General features: G+C 68.0%; 14 protein-coding genes. 1 reads left to right on the top strand and 13 read right to left on the bottom strand.

All coding sequences use genetic code 11. From position 1 onward, the window contains the following. Positions 1-115: 115 nt before the first annotated feature. From NBW77_RS01365 to NBW77_RS01315, 11 genes are all read right to left on the bottom strand, one after another. Positions 116-1,024, bottom strand: a complete 909-nt coding sequence (locus NBW77_RS01365) for an oxygenase MpaB family protein (protein ID WP_242605654.1) — start codon at positions 1,022-1,024, stop codon at positions 116-118. Between the two features lie 87 nt (positions 1,025-1,111). After that, positions 1,112-1,342: a hypothetical protein gene (locus NBW77_RS01360; protein ID WP_131745787.1), complete on the bottom strand. Its 231-nt coding sequence runs from the start codon at positions 1,340-1,342 to the stop codon at positions 1,112-1,114. 130 nt (positions 1,343-1,472) lie between these two features. Next, positions 1,473-3,119: a 4-hydroxy-3-methylbut-2-enyl diphosphate reductase gene (ispH, locus tag NBW77_RS01355; RefSeq protein WP_502799415.1), complete on the bottom strand. Its 1,647-nt coding sequence runs from the start codon at positions 3,117-3,119 to the stop codon at positions 1,473-1,475. Positions 3,120-3,307: 188 nt separating this feature from the next. Further along, entirely contained in the window at positions 3,308-5,257 is a 1,950-nt protein-coding gene (shc, locus tag NBW77_RS01350) for a squalene--hopene cyclase (RefSeq protein WP_250279164.1), read from the bottom strand. 78 nt (positions 5,258-5,335) lie between these two features. After that, complete coding sequence (locus NBW77_RS01345) at positions 5,336-6,352, bottom strand: polyprenyl synthetase family protein (RefSeq protein ID WP_250279163.1); 1,017 nt, start codon at positions 6,350-6,352, stop codon at positions 5,336-5,338. Further along, positions 6,349-8,070 carry a hydroxysqualene dehydroxylase HpnE gene (gene hpnE, locus NBW77_RS01340; protein ID WP_131745786.1) on the bottom strand — a complete coding sequence of 574 codons (1,722 nt, stop codon included), beginning with the start codon at positions 8,068-8,070 and terminating at the stop codon, positions 6,349-6,351. Before hpnE ends, NBW77_RS01345 begins: the two co-directional genes overlap by 4 nt. Further along, positions 8,067-8,972 carry a presqualene diphosphate synthase HpnD gene (gene hpnD, locus NBW77_RS01335; protein WP_131745785.1) on the bottom strand — a complete coding sequence of 302 codons (906 nt, stop codon included), beginning with the start codon at positions 8,970-8,972 and terminating at the stop codon, positions 8,067-8,069. Before hpnD ends, hpnE begins: the two co-directional genes overlap by 4 nt. Continuing rightward, positions 8,969-9,982: a squalene synthase HpnC gene (hpnC, locus tag NBW77_RS01330; RefSeq protein ID WP_250279162.1), complete on the bottom strand. Its 1,014-nt coding sequence runs from the start codon at positions 9,980-9,982 to the stop codon at positions 8,969-8,971. Before hpnC ends, hpnD begins: the two co-directional genes overlap by 4 nt. A 295-nt stretch (positions 9,983-10,277) precedes the next feature. Next, positions 10,278-11,108 carry an SDR family NAD(P)-dependent oxidoreductase gene (locus NBW77_RS01325; RefSeq protein WP_502799414.1) on the bottom strand — a complete coding sequence of 277 codons (831 nt, stop codon included), beginning with the start codon at positions 11,106-11,108 and terminating at the stop codon, positions 10,278-10,280. 338 nt (positions 11,109-11,446) lie between these two features. Next, on the bottom strand, positions 11,447-11,929 hold the full coding sequence (locus tag NBW77_RS01320; protein WP_242605652.1) for a DUF192 domain-containing protein: 483 nt from the start codon (positions 11,927-11,929) through the stop codon (positions 11,447-11,449). A 498-nt stretch (positions 11,930-12,427) separates the two neighbouring features. Then, the gene (locus NBW77_RS01315) at positions 12,428-13,078 is read right to left on the bottom strand and encodes a TetR/AcrR family transcriptional regulator (RefSeq protein ID WP_131745783.1); all 651 of its coding nucleotides are present in this window, start codon (positions 13,076-13,078) and stop codon (positions 12,428-12,430) included. Positions 13,079-13,235: 157 nt separating this feature from the next. Here NBW77_RS01315 and NBW77_RS01305 point away from each other — a divergent pair, with 157 nt between their 5' ends. Next, positions 13,236-15,509, top strand: coding sequence for an MMPL family transporter (locus tag NBW77_RS01305; RefSeq protein WP_131745782.1), 2,274 nt, complete (start codon positions 13,236-13,238; stop codon positions 15,507-15,509). Between the two features lie 127 nt (positions 15,510-15,636). Here the strand turns inward: NBW77_RS01305 and NBW77_RS01300 are convergent, their stop codons facing one another. Next, the gene (locus NBW77_RS01300; RefSeq protein WP_165485881.1) at positions 15,637-15,789 is read right to left on the bottom strand and encodes a hypothetical protein; all 153 of its coding nucleotides are present in this window, start codon (positions 15,787-15,789) and stop codon (positions 15,637-15,639) included. 205 nt (positions 15,790-15,994) lie between these two features. Further along, positions 15,995-16,711, bottom strand: coding sequence for a hypothetical protein (locus NBW77_RS01295; protein ID WP_131745781.1), 717 nt, complete (start codon positions 16,709-16,711; stop codon positions 15,995-15,997). Positions 16,712-17,015: the final 304 nt, after the last annotated feature.

Raw genomic sequence — 17,015 nt, 5'->3', positions numbered from 1 at the left:
TCTGATCTGATTCACGCAGACACCATGCCGACCGCCCAGGCGGACGACGAACATCCGTTGGGTCCGCCCCTACCGAACTCGCCTACCCGCACGACGGGTCCGGCGCCGCGTTCGGCTACCGGGCAGCCTTGTTCCCGTCCGGGTGATGAGGCACCGGGCAACCCCCCGTCGGGAAGGTCCCGAGCTGCCGGACATCACAGCCGTCCTGGTAGAGCGTGAGCTGCGGCAGCTGGCGAGGATACAGCGGCTTACCGCGCGGCGGCAGGAAGCGCACCAGCGCGCCGCGGGCCCGCAGACCGCCGGCGGCGGCTACCCGCGCCAACCGCGACGGGTGGGGATAGCCGAAGGCGTCCAGCAACGGGTCGTCTAGCAGCGCCAGACTGAAACGCCGCACCAACGGCGCGAGCGGTCGTGGGTAGAAACGGGTCATCAGGTCGAGCGTCGCGTCGGATACCGCCCGACCGCCCGGGTCGAAGGCGAAGTTCGCCCGCTCATAGTCGTCGAGGTAACTCGCGAACTCCTCATGCGTGGTCGGGCTGTCCCCGATGCCCATGTGCCGGCCGAGTTCCCGGTAGTAGTTCGCACTCGCCACCCGTTCACGCTCAGTGAACGGTCGTCGGCCGAACCGGTCCATCCAGCGGATCGGCACGACGACGAACGTCGCCTGGACATAGCGGAAATCCTCGTTCGAGATGGTGTACGCGCCGTGCATCTGATTCATACGGCGGATCGCCGCACGCCCGGTATCGCTCGCGAACCCGTGCTCGAGAACGGCGTCCAGGATCACCACGGTGTCCTCGTAGCGCTTTCGGGTCCGGCCGGTGAGCTCGCCGGTGCGGGCCAGCAGGGCTCCGATGCTCGGCACCGCGTACGTCCGGTAGAGGGCGAAGCTGAGCGCCTGGTTCATGTCCCACGGGAACTCGTGGGCAACCATGATCCGGTAGATCTCCGCGAAGTCGCGTTCCGGGTCCAGTAGGTCGATCCGGCGCCGCCAGTAGGCACGGTCCACGCGCTGTCCCTTCACCGGTCCACCATGATCCGCCGTGGCCCGACGCCAGGATCCTCGGGTCCTTCGACCAACCTGGATACCGGACCACAGCAGGGTGTCATCTCAGGAGTTGAACTTATAGGTCGGGAGGTTCGCGGGGACGATGTGCTGGTGGAAGCTGAAGACCTGAGGGTCCTTCGCGTCGACCGTGGCGCTTGTCCAGTGGTTGAGTGAGCTGCCGAACGTCATCACCGGGGTGCAGTTCTCGATGACGTTACCGGCGCGGTCGGTCCATTCGTCATCGCCTGGAACAGGATAATCACGGTGCCGGTGGGCATCCGTACATACGGCCACAGGAAGAACGCCGGGTAGTCGAAGGAGGCTCCTTCGACTACCCGGCGCGATATGAAGAACATCGGTTTCCGCTACCCGGAATCACCCGTCAGGTATTACATCACCCGACATCATCCGATATTATCTGACGTCACTTGGCCTGGCGACGCAGCTCCTTGGGAAGGTGGAAGGAAATCGTCTCGGCGCCGACCGAACGCACCGCGACCGTTGTCGGGCCGAGGCCGGACAACGCCCTGGTCAGCTCGTCGACCAGGGTCGGCGGTGCCGACGCGCCCGCGGAGATGCCGATGGTGTCAGCACCGACCAGCCACCGCATGTCCACGTCACCGACATCCCCGACGAGATACGCCGGGACACCCTCACGTTCGGTCACGTCGACCAGGCGGCGTGAGTTGGCACTGTTCTCCGAACCGACCACCAGCACCACGTCGGCCTCGATAGCGACCCGCCGGATCGCATTCTGCCGGTTCGACGTGGCGTAGCAGATGTCGGCCGACCCCGGTCCGATCACAGACGGGAAGCGGTCACGCAGCGCGTCGACCACCTCCTCGGCCTCGTCCACCGCGAGTGTCGTCTGCATCAGGTACGTGACCCGCTCCGGGTCGTCGACCTCGACGTTCGTGACATCCGCCGGCGACTCGACCAGTTTGATCTTCCCGGGGGCCTCGCCGAGGGTGCCGTCGACCTCCTCATGACCGGCATGCCCGATGAGCAGCACGGTGTCGCCGCGGGCGGTGAACCGCCGGGCCTCCGCATGCACCTTCTCCACCAGCGGACAGGTTGCGTCGATCACGGACAGGCTGCGGTCATCCGCCTGCTCCCACACGGCGGGAGCCACCCCGTGTGCGGAGAAGACCACGGTCGCCCCGGCCGGCACCTCGTCCAGTTCCTCGACGAAGACAGCGCCGCGCTGGGCGAGGTCTGCGACCACATGGCTGTTGTGGACGATCTGCTTACGGACGTAGACCGGCGCTCCGTAGAGATCCAGGGCTCGTTCGACGACCTCGATCGCCCGCTCGACCCCGGCGCAGAACGCTCGCGGCTCGGCGAGCAGCACCTGCCGTGATCCGACAACCGCCGACCACCGTTCCAGCACCGGGCCGAGGGTCATCATCGTGCGCAACCCGGCGATCCCGCGGCGGGCCAGGTCAAGGCGTCCGAGCGGTTGCTCGTCCGTGTCGACGATGACGCGGACGATGGCCAGGGGCACCCCGTTCGCACCCGGCGCGATCTGTGCGGACTCCATGTCCACGGCGATCGCACCGGTGGCCGCGAGTTCGGCGCGTGCGGTACCGATCGCCAACCGGGCGACCGACACGACCGGCCCGACGTGCACGGTGAGTCCCTGCCTGCGCAGCTCACCGGCCAGCAGCGGCGCCGACGGACAGCGGGCGCTGACCGAACCGTCAGCGGTGCGGACCTCGTCGGCCACCACCACATGCCCGGGCTTCACCCCTTGGCCGAGCCCACCACCGAGACCGACCAGGGCGATCGCGTCGGCTCGGGCCTCCCGGATGATGCGGGTGGACCGGCTGGCCTGCTCGGGCCCCATGCCGGTGCGGATGAGAATCGTACCCGCCGGAAGGCCCGAACGGGCTGCGGCCCACGCCTCCAGCCGCAACGGTGCGGCGACGACCAGCCTTGGACGACGCCGGGTGGCCTGGGCTCGCGCAACCCGCGCGGCGTCCAAGGCTTCGGGCCCTCCGGACGGGGCCGTCGCGGACGCGGGCACCTGGAGATCGGACACCTTGAATGCCTGCGGCCTGGGCATCGCCATCTCGGAGGACGGTTCCCTGTGCCCCGCCGTCTCGGGAGACGATTCCCTGGGTGCCGACGTACTCGGTACCGACGCTTCAGCTGCCAGTACTTCAGGTACCGACGTTTCGGATACCGATTCTCTGGATGCCGACGTCTTGGACGCTTCGGCGGACACCGACGTCCTTGATGTGTCCGGTGCCGAGAAAGTCATGACGCGGACCCGCCGCTCAGGTACCGGCCTAGCGCGGTCAGTGGGAAGACCAGCCGGTACAGATGGTAGTTGATCGAAAAGTCCCCGGGAAACCCGGTGCCCGTGTAGTGCGGCTCATCCCAGGTTCCGTCCAGGCGCTGCGTGTCGACCAGCCACCGCACCCCCCGTTCGACGGCCGAGGATGCCGGGTCGGCAGCGAGCAGCGCCAACAGCGCCCACGCCGTCTGGGACGCGGTCGGCTCGCCACAGCCGATCCAGGCGTCGTCCGTGTAGGAACGCAGGTCCTCGCCCCAGGCGCCGTCGGGTCTTTGATGTTCGACCAGCCACCCGACAGCCCGGATGATCGCCGGATGGTTGGCCGACACGCCTGCGGCGATCAGTGCCGGGACGACCGCGCCGGTGCCGTAGATGTGGTTGACCCCCCACCGGCCGAACCATGAACCGCCCGGCTCCTGGTTGGCCAGCAGCCAGTCCACGGCCCGTTCGGTGATGGGGTTGGCGGACTGGCCTACCTCGGCGAGCATTTCCACAATGTGCGCGGTGACGTCCGCGGACGGCGGGTCGATCACCTGGCCGAAGTCACAGAAAGGCAGCTTCGTGGGGAGAGTCCGGGTGTTGTCTGCGTCGAACGCCCCCCATGCGCCGTTGGCCGAACGCATCCCGATGGCCCAGTCCACCCCGCGGCGTGCGGCGGACCGCAGCCGGGCGGCGAGCTGCGGGTCGACCGCGTCGATCCCATCGGGTGAACCGTGGGGGCCGAGCAGCCGGCGGATGGCCAGCACCACCTCGGCCGTGTCGTCGACATCCGGGTACCCGTCGTTGTCGAACTCGAAGGCCCAGCCCCCGGGAGCCAGCGCCGGGCGTTTCACGGCCCAGTCACCGGTGATGGTGACCTCCTCGTCCGCGAGCCACCGGGCCGCCCGCACCATGGCCGGGTGGTCGGCGGGAAGACCCGAGTCGCGCAGGGCGACCACGGCGAGCGCGGTGTCCCACACCGGGGACTGGCAGCACTCCACCCGGCGGACCATCCCCGCGGGCGTGTTCTCGCGGATCGTGTAGCGCTCCATCCCACGCAGTCCGGACGTGATCACCGGATGGTTCATGGGGTAGCCGAGCATCGTCAGCGCGATCATCGAGTAGACCCACGGCGGCTGGATGCCACCCCAGCAGCCGTCCGCCTCCTGCCGGGCGACGATCCACTCCGCGGTCCGGCGCAGCGCATGCCGGCGCAGCATCTTCAGCGGGCGACGCTCATAGCGGTGCAACATCGCGTCCAGGCGCTGGAACGCACCCGACCAGGAACGCAGCGGTGCCGGCGGTGTCGGCGGCAGCTCGACCTTGAGCTCGTCGACGCTGAAACCGAGCCAGCGCTGCGGCCGGAACGTCCCGACGATCGTCAACGGTGCGATCGACTGCCGGGCCCAGCAGCCGAAGTCATACAGGTTGAGCGGGAACCACGACGGCAGCAGCACGAGCTCCGGCGGCATCACCGGCAGGTCGTCCCACGACCACTCGCCGAACATCGCCATCCAGATCCGGGTGAACACCCGCGTGCGGGCGAGGCCGCCGTTCTCCCGGACGAACGCGGACGCGGCCCGCATGTGCGGCGCGTCCGGGCTGTCACCGGCGAGGCGCAGCGCCACGTAGGCCTCGAAAGTGGCGTTCAGGTCGGGCGGGCCGCCGTAGTAGGTCGTCCAGGTGCCCTGGTCGCTCTGCTGTGAACGGATCCACCGGGCGGTCTCCTCGGCCGTCTCCGGTGTGAGGATGCCGAGGAACTGCCGCATCAGCAGGTCCTCCGCCTCGATCGTGACGTTGGTTTCGAGCTCGCCCTTCCACCAGCCCAGATCGGACTGCAGGGACAGCAGGTGGTCTCGGGCCCGGACGGCGGCTGCCGCCACCGTGTCGGTGGAGACTTCGGATTCCCGGTAGTCGGTGGTCGAGCTCATCAGCGGCTCCCGTCCACATTGCGGTCCCGGTGCGGTATGAACTCCTGTTGCGGTACGAACAGCTTTGTCACAGTCAGATCACCGGTCCCGTTCCGTCACGAAACGGGCCAGGGCAAGCAGTTCGGCCTCGACCAGCGACGGCAGGGACAGCGAGGCGAGCAGCTCGGCGCATATGTCGAGCTGACGGTCGGCCTCGGCCGTGGTCCAATCCCGTCCGCCGGCCCGTTCCACCAGTTCGGCGGCACGGTGCAGTTCGGCTTCGGACGGGTCGCCAGCGGATTCGAGGAACGCGCGCAGTTCGTCCGCGTCGTCTCCGCCGCCTTCCAGCGCTACCACGACCGGCACGGACTTCTTACGGGAACGCAGGTCCGACAGCACCGGCTTGCCGGTCACCACCGGATCACCCCAAATGCCGAGAAGGTCGTCGACGAGCTGGAAGGCGGTTCCCAGCCGTGACCCGAACTCGGCGAGGCCGTCGACGAGCCGCGGCGGGCCGCCGGCGAGGACCGCACCGATCGCGGTCGAGCAGGACAGCAGCGCGCCGGTCTTCCCGTCCTCCATCATCAGGGTGTCCGCAACGGTGATGTCGTTGCGGGTTTCGAAGTGCAGGTCCTCGGCCTGGCCGCGGACAAGGTCCTGAACACCCGCACCGAGCATGATTGCGGCACGGCGACCCGGCTCCCCCTCGACCTCCAGCAGCACCTGGGTCGCGAGCCCCAGCAGGGCGTCGCCGGCGAGGATCGCGCCGTCCGCGCCGAAGACCGTCCACGCGGTGGGCCGGTGCCGCCGCTCGGTGTCGCCGTCCATGAGATCGTCGTGCAGCAGGGAGAAGTCGTGGACCAGCTCCACGGCGACCGCGCCGGGGAGCCCGGTCTCGACCGGGGCACCGGCAGCCTCGGCTGACAGCAACGCCAGCGCCGGGCGCAGCAGCTTTCCGCCGCTGCCGGTCAGCGGGGTGCCGTTCGCGTCGATCCAGCCGCGGTGGTAGGCCACCACCCGGCGCAGGCGGGGGTGGAGCCGGTCGACGGCGGCGCGCAGTGCCGGCACTGCCAGGGTCCGGCCCCGCTCGATCGCATCGGGAACCAACGTGGTCATGCCGGGAATCCCCCTGTCGGTGACGCTGTCGAAGTCGTGTTCGAAGTTGCGGTTGAAATGGATGTCGAGGGCGGTGCGGAGGGCAGCTGGGTCGAGGGCAGCTGGGCGGTCGACATGCCGGTCGATGATCCCGGCGGGGTAGAAGATGACGGTCCCTCGCCCGGGACCTTGGTCTCCGGCGTCTGGGACGATTGTGATGTTTTCGATGGGATGGTCGGTGACGAAGCGCAGCCACGCTGCCCTCCGGGGGAACCGCCCGGGGATTCGACCACTGGTAGCAATCTACGGGTCGGGCCTGGTACGGGCGGTCCGGAACGCCAACCGTCGAGCGCCACCTTCGCGGCAGCCAGTCCGCTACGGACAGCGCCTTCCATGGTCGCCGGCCAGCCCGTGTCGGTCCACGCGCCCGCCAGGACCAACCCGGGCAGCTCGGTGGCCGGGCCGGGGCGCAGCGCGCGGGTGCCGGGGGCCTGACGGAACGTCGCAGTGCGTTCACGGGTGACGAACACCTCGACCGCCTCGGCGCTCCGTGCCGCCGGTAGCAGCCGGCGCATCTCCTCGATGAAGAGGCTGCGGATCTCGCCGGCCGGACGGTCGATCCACTCGTCCGCGGCCGACAGGGAGATCGCCAGGTACTGCGCGCCGGTGCGGCCGGGCCGGCCCTCCCCCGTTCCCGTGACCCCACTTGATGCGGTCCGGTCGAAGACCCACTGGACCGGGGAGCCCACCACCGCCAGGAACGGTTCCTTGAGCACCGGCCGATCGTAGATCATGTGGACGTTGACGATCGGCGCGGAACCGAGCTTCACAAAGCGCGCCGGCTCCTTGACCGCGCCGTCCGGCAACAGCGCGGCAGCCGCCTGCGGAGGTACGGCGAGAATCACGGCATCGGCATCAACCGGGCCGCTGTCCGTGGCCACCTGCCAACCGGTCGCCGTCCGCGTCAGCGCACGCACCTTCACACCCGTCCGCACGTCCGCTCCGGCGTCGGCGAGCTCCGAGGCTGCCGCCTCACCGTGCAGCTGCTGCAGCGGGACGTCGGCCCATCCGATGTCACCGGCGTCGGCCCGCTCCAGCAGACCTGTACGCACGACCTTGGCGGCGAGCCCGAGGGACGCCGAGTCGGCCGGGGCGTTCAGGGTCGCGACGGTCAGCAGTTCCCACAACGCCTCGATGGCCGCGGGCCGCTGACCCCGGTCGGCGAGCCAGCTTCCGAACGAGACGCCGTCCACCTCGGGTGCGTTCGGGTCGAGGCGGCCGAGGCGGTAGGCGGCGAGCGCCGCGCGCAGCCGCTGGCCGACCGGGAACGCCCGGTACCCCAGCAGCGCCGGGGTGAGGTGCAACGGCGCAGGCCAGGGGATGCGGGTGCGCCGCAGCCGGGCATGCGCCCCCGATTCCGCCAGTAGTACCGGGACGTCCAGACGCTCCTGCAGGGTGGTCAGGTGCTCGACCCCGAGCCGACGCAGGAACCCGCGGTAGGCGGTGCAACAGCGCATGAACACGTGCTGGCCGGTGTCCACCCACATGCCGTCACGGACGAACGAGGCGGTGGCACCACCGAGCCGTGGCCGTGCTTCCAGCACGGTCACCTCGGCACCGGCGTCGGCGGCGACCAGCGCGGCTGACAGGCCGGCAAGACCGCCGCCGACCACGACAAGCCGGCGAACCCCCTGGCCGGGCGGCGCAGCGATGGGCAACCCCGCGGTGGACACGCTCATGCCACCGACACCTCCGGACGGCCGGCGAGGCTGCGGGCGGCAACCACCGCTTTCTCCCAGCCAGGCAGCGACATCCGCTCGTGTAGGACGGGGGTCGGGTCCATCCTGATCCGGCGGTTGAGCCGCAGGTAGATCCCGGCCATGGCGCCGCAGCACGCCGCACTGCGACGGTCGAGCATACCGAGCAGTTTCAGGCCGCGTCCGTACCACTCGTCGGCGCGCTCCGCGCAGCCGCGCAGGTACTCGACGAGTGCGTCGGGGGGGCCGCCGAGCTGGCCGTCGGGTCCGAGACCGAGAGTGATCCCGGCCTTTTCCAGCTCGGTCCGCGGCAGGTAGATCCGGCCGATGATCAGGTCCTCCCGGACGTCTCGGAGAATGTTGGTCTGCTGCAGGGCGATCCCGAGTTCGTCGGCTACCGTGGCGGCGCCCGCGTCCGCATGGGCCGTCTCGGTGCCGAAGATGCCGAGCGACAGGCGCCCGATGGTGCCGGCCACCCGCCGGCAGTACCCGACGAGGTCCTCGAAGGACTCGTAGGTGACCTCGTGCAGGTCCATCTCGACGCCGTCGATCAGCTCGACGAAGGCGTCCACCGGGATGGGGAAGCGCCGGGCGGCATCGGCGAGCGCGACCAGTACCGGATCCGAGCTGGATGCGCCGAGACCGGTGATGTCAGCTCGGGCCGCGGCCAGCGCGACGGCTTTGTCCGTGGCGGGCAGATCGCCGTCGCCGATGTCGTCGAGCCTGCGGGCGAAGGCGTACACCGCGGACAGCGCCGCCCGTTTGTCCGCAGGCAGCAGCCGGATGCCGTAGGAGAAGTTGCGTGCGGCCTCTCTCATCAGAGTTTCACAGGTCACGTATGCCTCGGTAACCGTCGGCGACCGAAATGGACCGGCGGTAGTCATTGCGTACCTCCGTGCGAGGCCGGCCGGGTGATGGTGCCGCCGCCGGTGACCAATGGTGGGAGCCCTACCCGCGCCGCGCGACCGGCCCGGCGGGCGGAGGGTGTGGCCGACGCCAGTGCGACCGTCAGGGCGAACCGGGCGATCCGGGGCTTCGGCGCGGTGGGCGCGCCGCCCAGGACGTCGAAATCAGCCCGCCGCACCGCGTCCAAGGCTCCCCGTCCGCCGCCGACGAACCCGGCGAACAGGAGCCGCAGCCGGCCGTTGACCAGGTTGACCAGCGGCGTGCCTTCGTCGAGGACGCGCCGGGCACGCAGCACCTGGAAGGCGATGAGTTCCCGCACCGCCGGGCTGGCCGTCGGCCGCGCCAGGTCCTGCTCACGTACGCCGAAGGCGTCGAGGTCCTCTCCCGGCAGGTAGATCCGGCCGGCTGCAAGGTCCTCGGCTACGTCCTGGATGTGCTCGACGAGCTGGAGCGCTGTGCAGATCCGGTCGGACAGCGCGACCCGGTCAGGCGTTTGGATACCGAAGACGCCCAGCACCATGTGTCCCACCGGGTCGGCGGACAAGGTGCAGTAACGCAACAGGTCGTCGAAGGTGTCGTAACGCGTGACGAGCTGGTCCTGTCGGTTGGCGGCCACGAGCCGGCGGAACGGTTCCGGTTGCAGGCCGCACTCCCGGACGGTCGGTGCCAGCGCCTGGATGACCGGGAGCGTGGGCGTACCACCCCAGATCCGATCAAGATCAGCTTCCAGGGTGTCGAGCAGGGCGACCCGGTCGCCGGTCGCCTCATCACCGATGTCGTCGACGAGGCGGGCAAATCCGTACAGGGCAAAAAGGTGCCGCCTCGCCCGAGCGGGCAGGATCAGCGGGGACACCGGGAAGTTCTCCGCGGATGCCGCCCTCAGCACGTCCTCGGGTGAGGATGTGAGGCTGTGGCCGGGCAGCGGCGCTCCGGATGTTCCCGCCGGCCCGCCCGGTGGCGGACCGATCTTCGCGTCGTTAGCAGTCATGCGCCTCCCCCTTGTCAGCGGATGGGCCCGACACGGATCGCCGGAGCCACCCGGCGATGCGCCTGAACTGGTCTCTACTGTCCAAACTCCTCAAGCCTCCGGAGGCAAGAAAAATCATGTTAACGCCGCCTTCGGCCAGTTTGCTCATACTCAACACACCCTGCCGGGTATACCCCATTCGATACTATTCGGCCCGGCACGACCGATATGATGATTGTCCGGCTGCCTGTTCCGGCTCTGCACCGGTACCCTCATCGATCGGGTGATGTGGGGTTGCCACGATGAGGTTGGCAACCTAGCCGAAGACACCCGCGAGACGACGGTAGAGCGGGGGTGCGGCTCCATGAACACGTGCGGCGAGCGAGAGCCAGCGCGGTACCCACACCTCGGCATGACCCCGCCCGGCCGCGAACAGCATGCGCTCGGCAACAAGGCGGGCCGGTTGGGGGCGTGGCCACCTGCGGACGTAGGGCGCTCCACGACGATGGAAGAACGGGGTGTCAACGGCCCCGGGGAAGCACAGAGTCACCGAAATGCCACGACCGGAAACCTCGGAGCGCAGTGCATTGGCGAACCCGACAAGAGCCGCCTTGGTTGCCGAGTAAGCAACCTCACCGCGTACGCCGAAGGCTCCGGCAACGCTTCCGACCAGTAGGATGCGCCCGTGTCCACGCTCAAGCATGGCTGGGAGCACCGCGCGGACCAGCGCCATCGGTGACAACAGGTTGACCGCCACCAGTTCGGCGAGAGCTTCGTAGGAGAGCTGGTCGTAGGGACCCGCGGAACCGAGACCAGCAGCGCATACCAGCAGGTCGAGGTCGCCCAGGAGATCCTCTCCGCGGGAGGCCACTGCCGCTTCGGAACCCGGGACCGACAGGTCGACCGCAATCCGGTGACCTTCCGTTGATGCGGCAACCTCGTCCAGTGCCACTCCGTTACGACCAACCAGGAGAACCTGGCAGTTCATCGCGGCGAGCAGCAGCGCCGACTCCCTGCCGATTCCACTGCTGGCACCGGTGACGATCGCGGTCTTCGGCGGCCACCCCCGGCTGCCGGCGAAGCGGGACTGCTCGGCGACAACGTGCAAACGGCTGTCCGGAACAGTGGGACGGGCCGGTGTGTGCACAACAAAACCCTCCGGTCGCGCGGTGGTCGCCTCCTCCCGGGATGGGAGACGGTCGCGGTCAGGCCTTCGGAACCTGGGTGTCGACAGCGCTGGCGACAAACGGTAGGCCACGTACGGCCTCTCCCTATTTCATCGCCCCACAGCGTGAACGTCCATCGTCAGATAGGCGACACCGCGCCGAAAACCTTGTTGGCCCCGTCACGTCAACGACGGGCCCACACTACAAGCACTACATGGCATCCCGTCGACATTCGCCCAAAATAGGATTGTCGATTTGTAGCTCTTCTCACATCGGAACATGGATTTTCCCCCGCCGACACACCCGGACCCTGATGTGACTAGTCGAAGTCGATCACATCACCCGGGCGTGTCCCGGCATCGGTGAAGGTACCCGCGGGGGCCTCGACCGCCTCCGTGTAGGCCGTACCCGCGCGGTAGATCTCACAACGGTCCGGATCATTTTCGACACAAGGCGTCATTTCCCGGACCGCGACAACATGTCCGTACCGTATGAAAACGAGGGAGAGCGGAAGCAGCGTCCGGTACATGTAAAAACCATCGGTCGACTCACCGTGGAAGACGAACAGCATGCCGGTTCCGGCCGGAAGGTACGTGCGACCCATGAGTCCACGAGCCCAGGCCGCCGGAGTGTCGGCCACCTCCACGGTGAGCGTCACCGTGGCGACCCGCACCTTCTCTACCCGCACCGCGCCGATCGCCGGAGCTGTGACACCGACAGCGACATCCGGCTCGGTTCCGGCGGTGGTGCCGGCCCTGTTACCGCCTGCCGCTTCCCCAGGCCGCGTCAGCTCGGTCGTCACGGATCGAGACGACCGGTCGAGGCCGGCCGGATGAACCGGATGGCGGAGTGCCGCCAGCCCAACCACACCCCCGGCAAGAACCAATACACATGCAACCACAAAAGGCACATAACGTACACGCAACATTACCCGAACGTTACCCTACGGGTTCGCGGCCGGTTACCCGACGCGGCCGAACGCCACGAGTCGGCAGCCCGTACCGGGGTGGACCGTGCAACCGCCGGCCGCGCCGCATGCGGGCGGGGCGGAAATCCGCCGGGCACGGAACCGTCCCCGGTCAGGAGGGAACCGGCACCAGCGGACATCGTCCCCGTTTGCAAAGGCGACGGGTGAATGGCATTTCAGCCATCGGCCGCTTTCCCTCAGGCCGGTTCCCTACCTGGAATCAATACCATCGGACCGGCCGTCGGATAGAATTTCGAATAATCAGCTTCCGGTGGCCTTGCGCACCGATGAGCCCGGTCGTCGGATCATTCAAGGATCAATGCCACGGGCCGGTCAGGAGACGCCGGACCTGTTCCCCAGGGCATCGAGGGCAGCTTCGACAACCTCGCGGCGGACGTCGTCCGGGACGAGCGGGTGGTCAAGGACGAGACCATCCGTGCCACGCCCGGACCTGGCCGCCGAATCGCTGCTGGCATGGGCAAGCGTTCGCCGTGCCACGGCCGTACCGAGGATACCCGCCTGCACGCAGCCGACCGCGCATCGTGCACGCAGGAGGCGCAACGGTGTGGGGTCAGGTCCCGCGAGGGCGGTCACGATGGCGTCCTGATGCGACGCGATGTCACCCTTGCCGATCTGTCGGTGGATCACAGATGGATCGTTGACGAAGGCGAACAGCACCGCGCCCGGCCCGGCCATCGCATCCACCAGACCCTCGATGATAGATCGGGCCGAAGCTGGTGGATCAACGCGCGAGAGATCCCTCACATGACCGAACGCCTCTACGAACGGCTGTACTACTGCGTCCAGAATCATGTCCTTGGACGCGAAGTGGTAATAGAGGGCGGCCTTCGTCATACCGAGCCGCTCCGCAATGTCACGAATCGATGTCCCAGCGTAGCCTTGTTCGTTGAACAGCTGCACGGCGACGGCGAGAATCCGGTCGCGCGTATCCCCCGCGTGAGCACGCGGCGCGCGGCCAGACATGGTCGCCCCGCTCTCCTCTCACCTGGAGGTCCGTAGCGAAGAACCTATACCCCTCCCGCCCAGATCCGCATCTACTGACCGTTCGGTAAACTACCCCGACCGACCGATCGTTTAGCAGACCCTGACCCGTCCATCGGCCCAGACCGGGGGGAAACCCGTGGCATCGCTCGCGCGTTGGTGCTTCCGCCACCGCTGGATCGTCCTACTGCTGTGGCTCGTCGCCCTGCTCGGCTTCGGTGCCGCCGCGACCGCCACCGGTACCGACTACAAGAACAACTTCTCGCTTCCGGGGACCGAGTCCCAGCAGGCGATCGACCTGCTCAAGCGGGAGTTTCCCGCGGCATCCGGAGAGACCGCCAGCATCGTGCTGCATGCCCGCGCCGGCACGCTGTACAACCCACTGCTCGAAGCGGACGCCGTTGCCATGCTCGACCGGGTTGCGGCTCTCCCCCACGTCGTCGATGTGACGAGCCCGTTCGACCCGCGGGGCGCGCGCCAGTTCACCGCGGACGGACGGACGGCCTTCGCCACCGTCGCCCTGGACAACCAGGCCGTCGACATCCCCCGCAGCAACCTCAAGACCATCATCGACACCGCCCGTACGGCCGATGCCGGACTCCTGCAGGTAGAAATGTCCGGCAGCGCGGTTTCCATCGTGGAACAGCCTCAGCAGAACACCAGCGAGCTTCTTGGAGTCGTGGCCGCCGCGATCATCCTGTTCATCGCGTTCGGGACGCTGCTGGCGATGACCCTGCCCCTGATCGCCGCGGTCCTTGCCCTCGGTGTCGGCATGGCCGGCATAGGCCTGGTGTCACACGTGATGTCCATCGCCCAGTTCGCGCCGACGCTGGCGACACTCATCGGCCTGGGCGTGGGTATCGACTACGCGCTGTTCATCGTCAACCGGCACCGCATCGGCCTGCGCGCAGGCAAGACGCCTGAAGAGGCATGTGTCACCGCGATCAACACATCCGGCCGGGCCGTCCTGTTCGCGGGCCTCACCGTCTGCATCGCACTGCTCGGGATGTACGCCCTCGGGGTGACCTTCCTCTACGGTGTTGCGATCTCCGCGGCCCTGATCGTGTCACTGACCATGGCCACCGCTGTCACCCTGCTGCCAGCACTGCTCAGTCTCTACGGGATGAAGGTGCTCGGTCGGGCCGAGCGCGTGAAGCTCACTCACAAGGGTCCAGAACCCGAACACCCGTCGGGTTTCTGGTGGCGTTCGGCCCGCCGGATCGAACGGCGTCCGGCGAAATACACGATGGTCTCCGCGGCGATCATCGTGATCACCGCGCTGCCCTTCTTCTCGCTGCGCCTCGGATCGGCCGACGAGGGCAACGGTTCGCTCACGAGGACCTCCCGCCGCGCTTACGATCTTCTTGCCAACGGGTTCGGACCCGGGTTCAACGGTCCCTTCACGCTCGTCGCCGAGACCCGCTCCTCCGATGACGTGACAGCTCTTGCCAACGTCGTCGCGGAACTACGCACCGAGCCGGGTGTAGCCGCGGTCACACCACCGATCTCGAGCCCGACCGGGCACGCCGCGACCGTGGCCGTCTTTCCGGTCACAAGCCCGCAGGACGCCCGGACCTCCGCGCTGCTGCGGCGGTTGCGCGGCAGCGTCATCCCACGGCTGACCGAAGGGACATCCCTGGACGTCAAGGTGGGGGGTGCCACCGCGACCTACCAGGACTTCTCCAACGTCCTGACAAACAAGCTCCCCCTGTTCATCGGCGTCGTCGTAGCGCTCGCCTTCCTCCTGCTCGTGGCGGTGTTCCGCAGCCTGCTCGTCCCACTCACCGCATCCGTGATGAACCTGCTCGCTGTGGGTTCGGCCTTCGGGGTCATCGTCGCGATCTTCCAGTGGGGGTGGCTGGCGGGCCTCATCGGGGTCAAGGGCGGTCCCATCGAGCCGTTCCTGCCGGTGATGCTCTTCGCCATCCTGTTCGGTCTGTCCATGGACTACGAGGTGTTCCTGGTAAGCCGGATGCACGAGGAGTGGATCGCTCGCCGTGACAACCGGATAGCGGTCTCCCTGGGCCAGGCCGAGACCGGGCGTGTGATCACAGCCGCAGGGGCAATCATGACCCTGGTCTTCGCCTCCTTCACCCTTAGTGATGATCGTGTGATCAAACTGTTCGGCCTGGGAATGGCAGTGGCCGTACTGATCGACGCGTTCGTGATCCGCGCGCTGCTGGTACCGGCTCTCATGCACCTGACCGGCATGGCGAACTGGTGGTTGCCGTCCTGGCTGGACAGGGTGCTGCCGAGCGTCTCAGTGGAATCCCAGGAAGAGATCGACGAGATCCGTAACACGCCGGTGCCCGCCGAGGTCATCACCCCCGCAGACAAGGAGGACAACGCGACGGACCAGACGACGGCGCCCACCCGCGTCCCGCCGACCCGACGAGCTGACCATCATGCATAGCCCGTGCCCGCACCTACCGGCCGCACGGACGCCCGGCCAGTAGGTGCGGGGGCACCCCGCGACTACGCGGGGTGCCCCCGTACGGGCGATCCGAGGAGACGGTGGATCATCTCGGCGGACCAGCCGGTCACACCCGGTCGAACGCCGAACGGCGGCGGTTCGGTTCGAACCCGGCACCGCCGACCATGAACGGCGCGAGCACCCCCAGCGCGACACCGGCCGGCATGAGCGGTACCGGCCCAAGGTTCACCTGGTTGCAGACCGTGGTGGACAACGTCATCGACCCTCCCGGTCGACCGATCGGCCCCGCCGGCCGATCGGTCGACCACACCCTACAGATACTTAGCATCGCTATAACAGCACTCTAAGTAATCGGAGTGTCGTGGTCGACACGCGGGTGACCGGTTGGCGGTTGGCGGTTGGCCGCGCAAGGTCGACCACAGGGCGACGGCCGGTCGGATCGGGGTCAGGCCAGCAGAGCGGGGTCAGGCCAGCAGAGCGAGATCGTCCGCGGTGACGAGACCGGCGGCGATCACCCATTCACCGAGCCGGACGATGTAGTCGGGCAGGCGACGCGCCGCCGGGCCCGGCTCGTCGCGCAACAACCCGGGGATCCCCTGCCCAGCCAGATTGCTACGAACAGTAGCAAGACGTGACCGTACGTAGTTATCGTCGCGGTTAACCCGGCGGGCGATCTCACGATACGTGGCAAACGGCGCATGAGTGTCACCGGTACGCAGACGTGGTTCACACAAGGCAACCAAGAGGAGACGTTCGGTCTGCGTCAGCCGAAACGTCAACTGCATCGTGTCCTGCTCACGGCGGACCTGGAGCCGGCGATGATGAACAACATCGATCTGGTGACGCTCACCGTCCGTCCCAACGGCGATGATGTGGAACTGCACGAGGCCGGCCGAGACCGCGATGCCGGGCGACAGGATGCGGTGAGTATCACCATCCGCGGTCAGTAGGAGCAGCGGATGCCGGCCGGTGTTACTGATGACGATCGCGCCTTCGCTTTCGGCCAGCGTCCCGGCCCGCCGGGACACCCGCAGATCCTGCGGCTCCGCGCCGAAGGGGATGTCACACCCGGCACGGCCGAAGGTCAGCCGACAGCCCGATCCGAGGGCCCATCTCCGCCCATTGGCGACGACCCGGGCGACGACCGGTGGTGCCGCCTCCGGTACCCCGCTTACGACCATGCGTTCCCGTCGCCCCTTTCATGCCAACCACTGGATGAGCCTAACTGTGAAAAGGTCCGCTGGCTGTCATGTCCGGGTCACCCTCCAGCGGGCATACGCGCAGGTCACAAGGGTTGTGGGCATCTCTGCCGGTAAGGGAGCACCCCTGCTCCGGTGCGGGGGGGCTCTGTTCGGATGTTTACGGACCCGGCAGCATCCGTACTGCGCCCGACAGGGGGGACACCGCAGGATGTCGAGGCGCACCTCGGCTGGGGGGCCGAGGTGGGGGGTGGAACCGGGGGGAGAAGAGATAGCCCGGAAACCG

It is taken from the genome of Frankia sp. Cppng1_Ct_nod (assembly GCF_920656135.1).
GTDB classification, from domain to species: Bacteria; Actinomycetota; Actinomycetes; order Frankiales; family Frankiaceae; genus Protofrankia; species Protofrankia meridionalis.
Note: the sequence above shows the minus strand (reverse complement) of the source record. Positions and strands in the feature narration are given on the sequence as shown.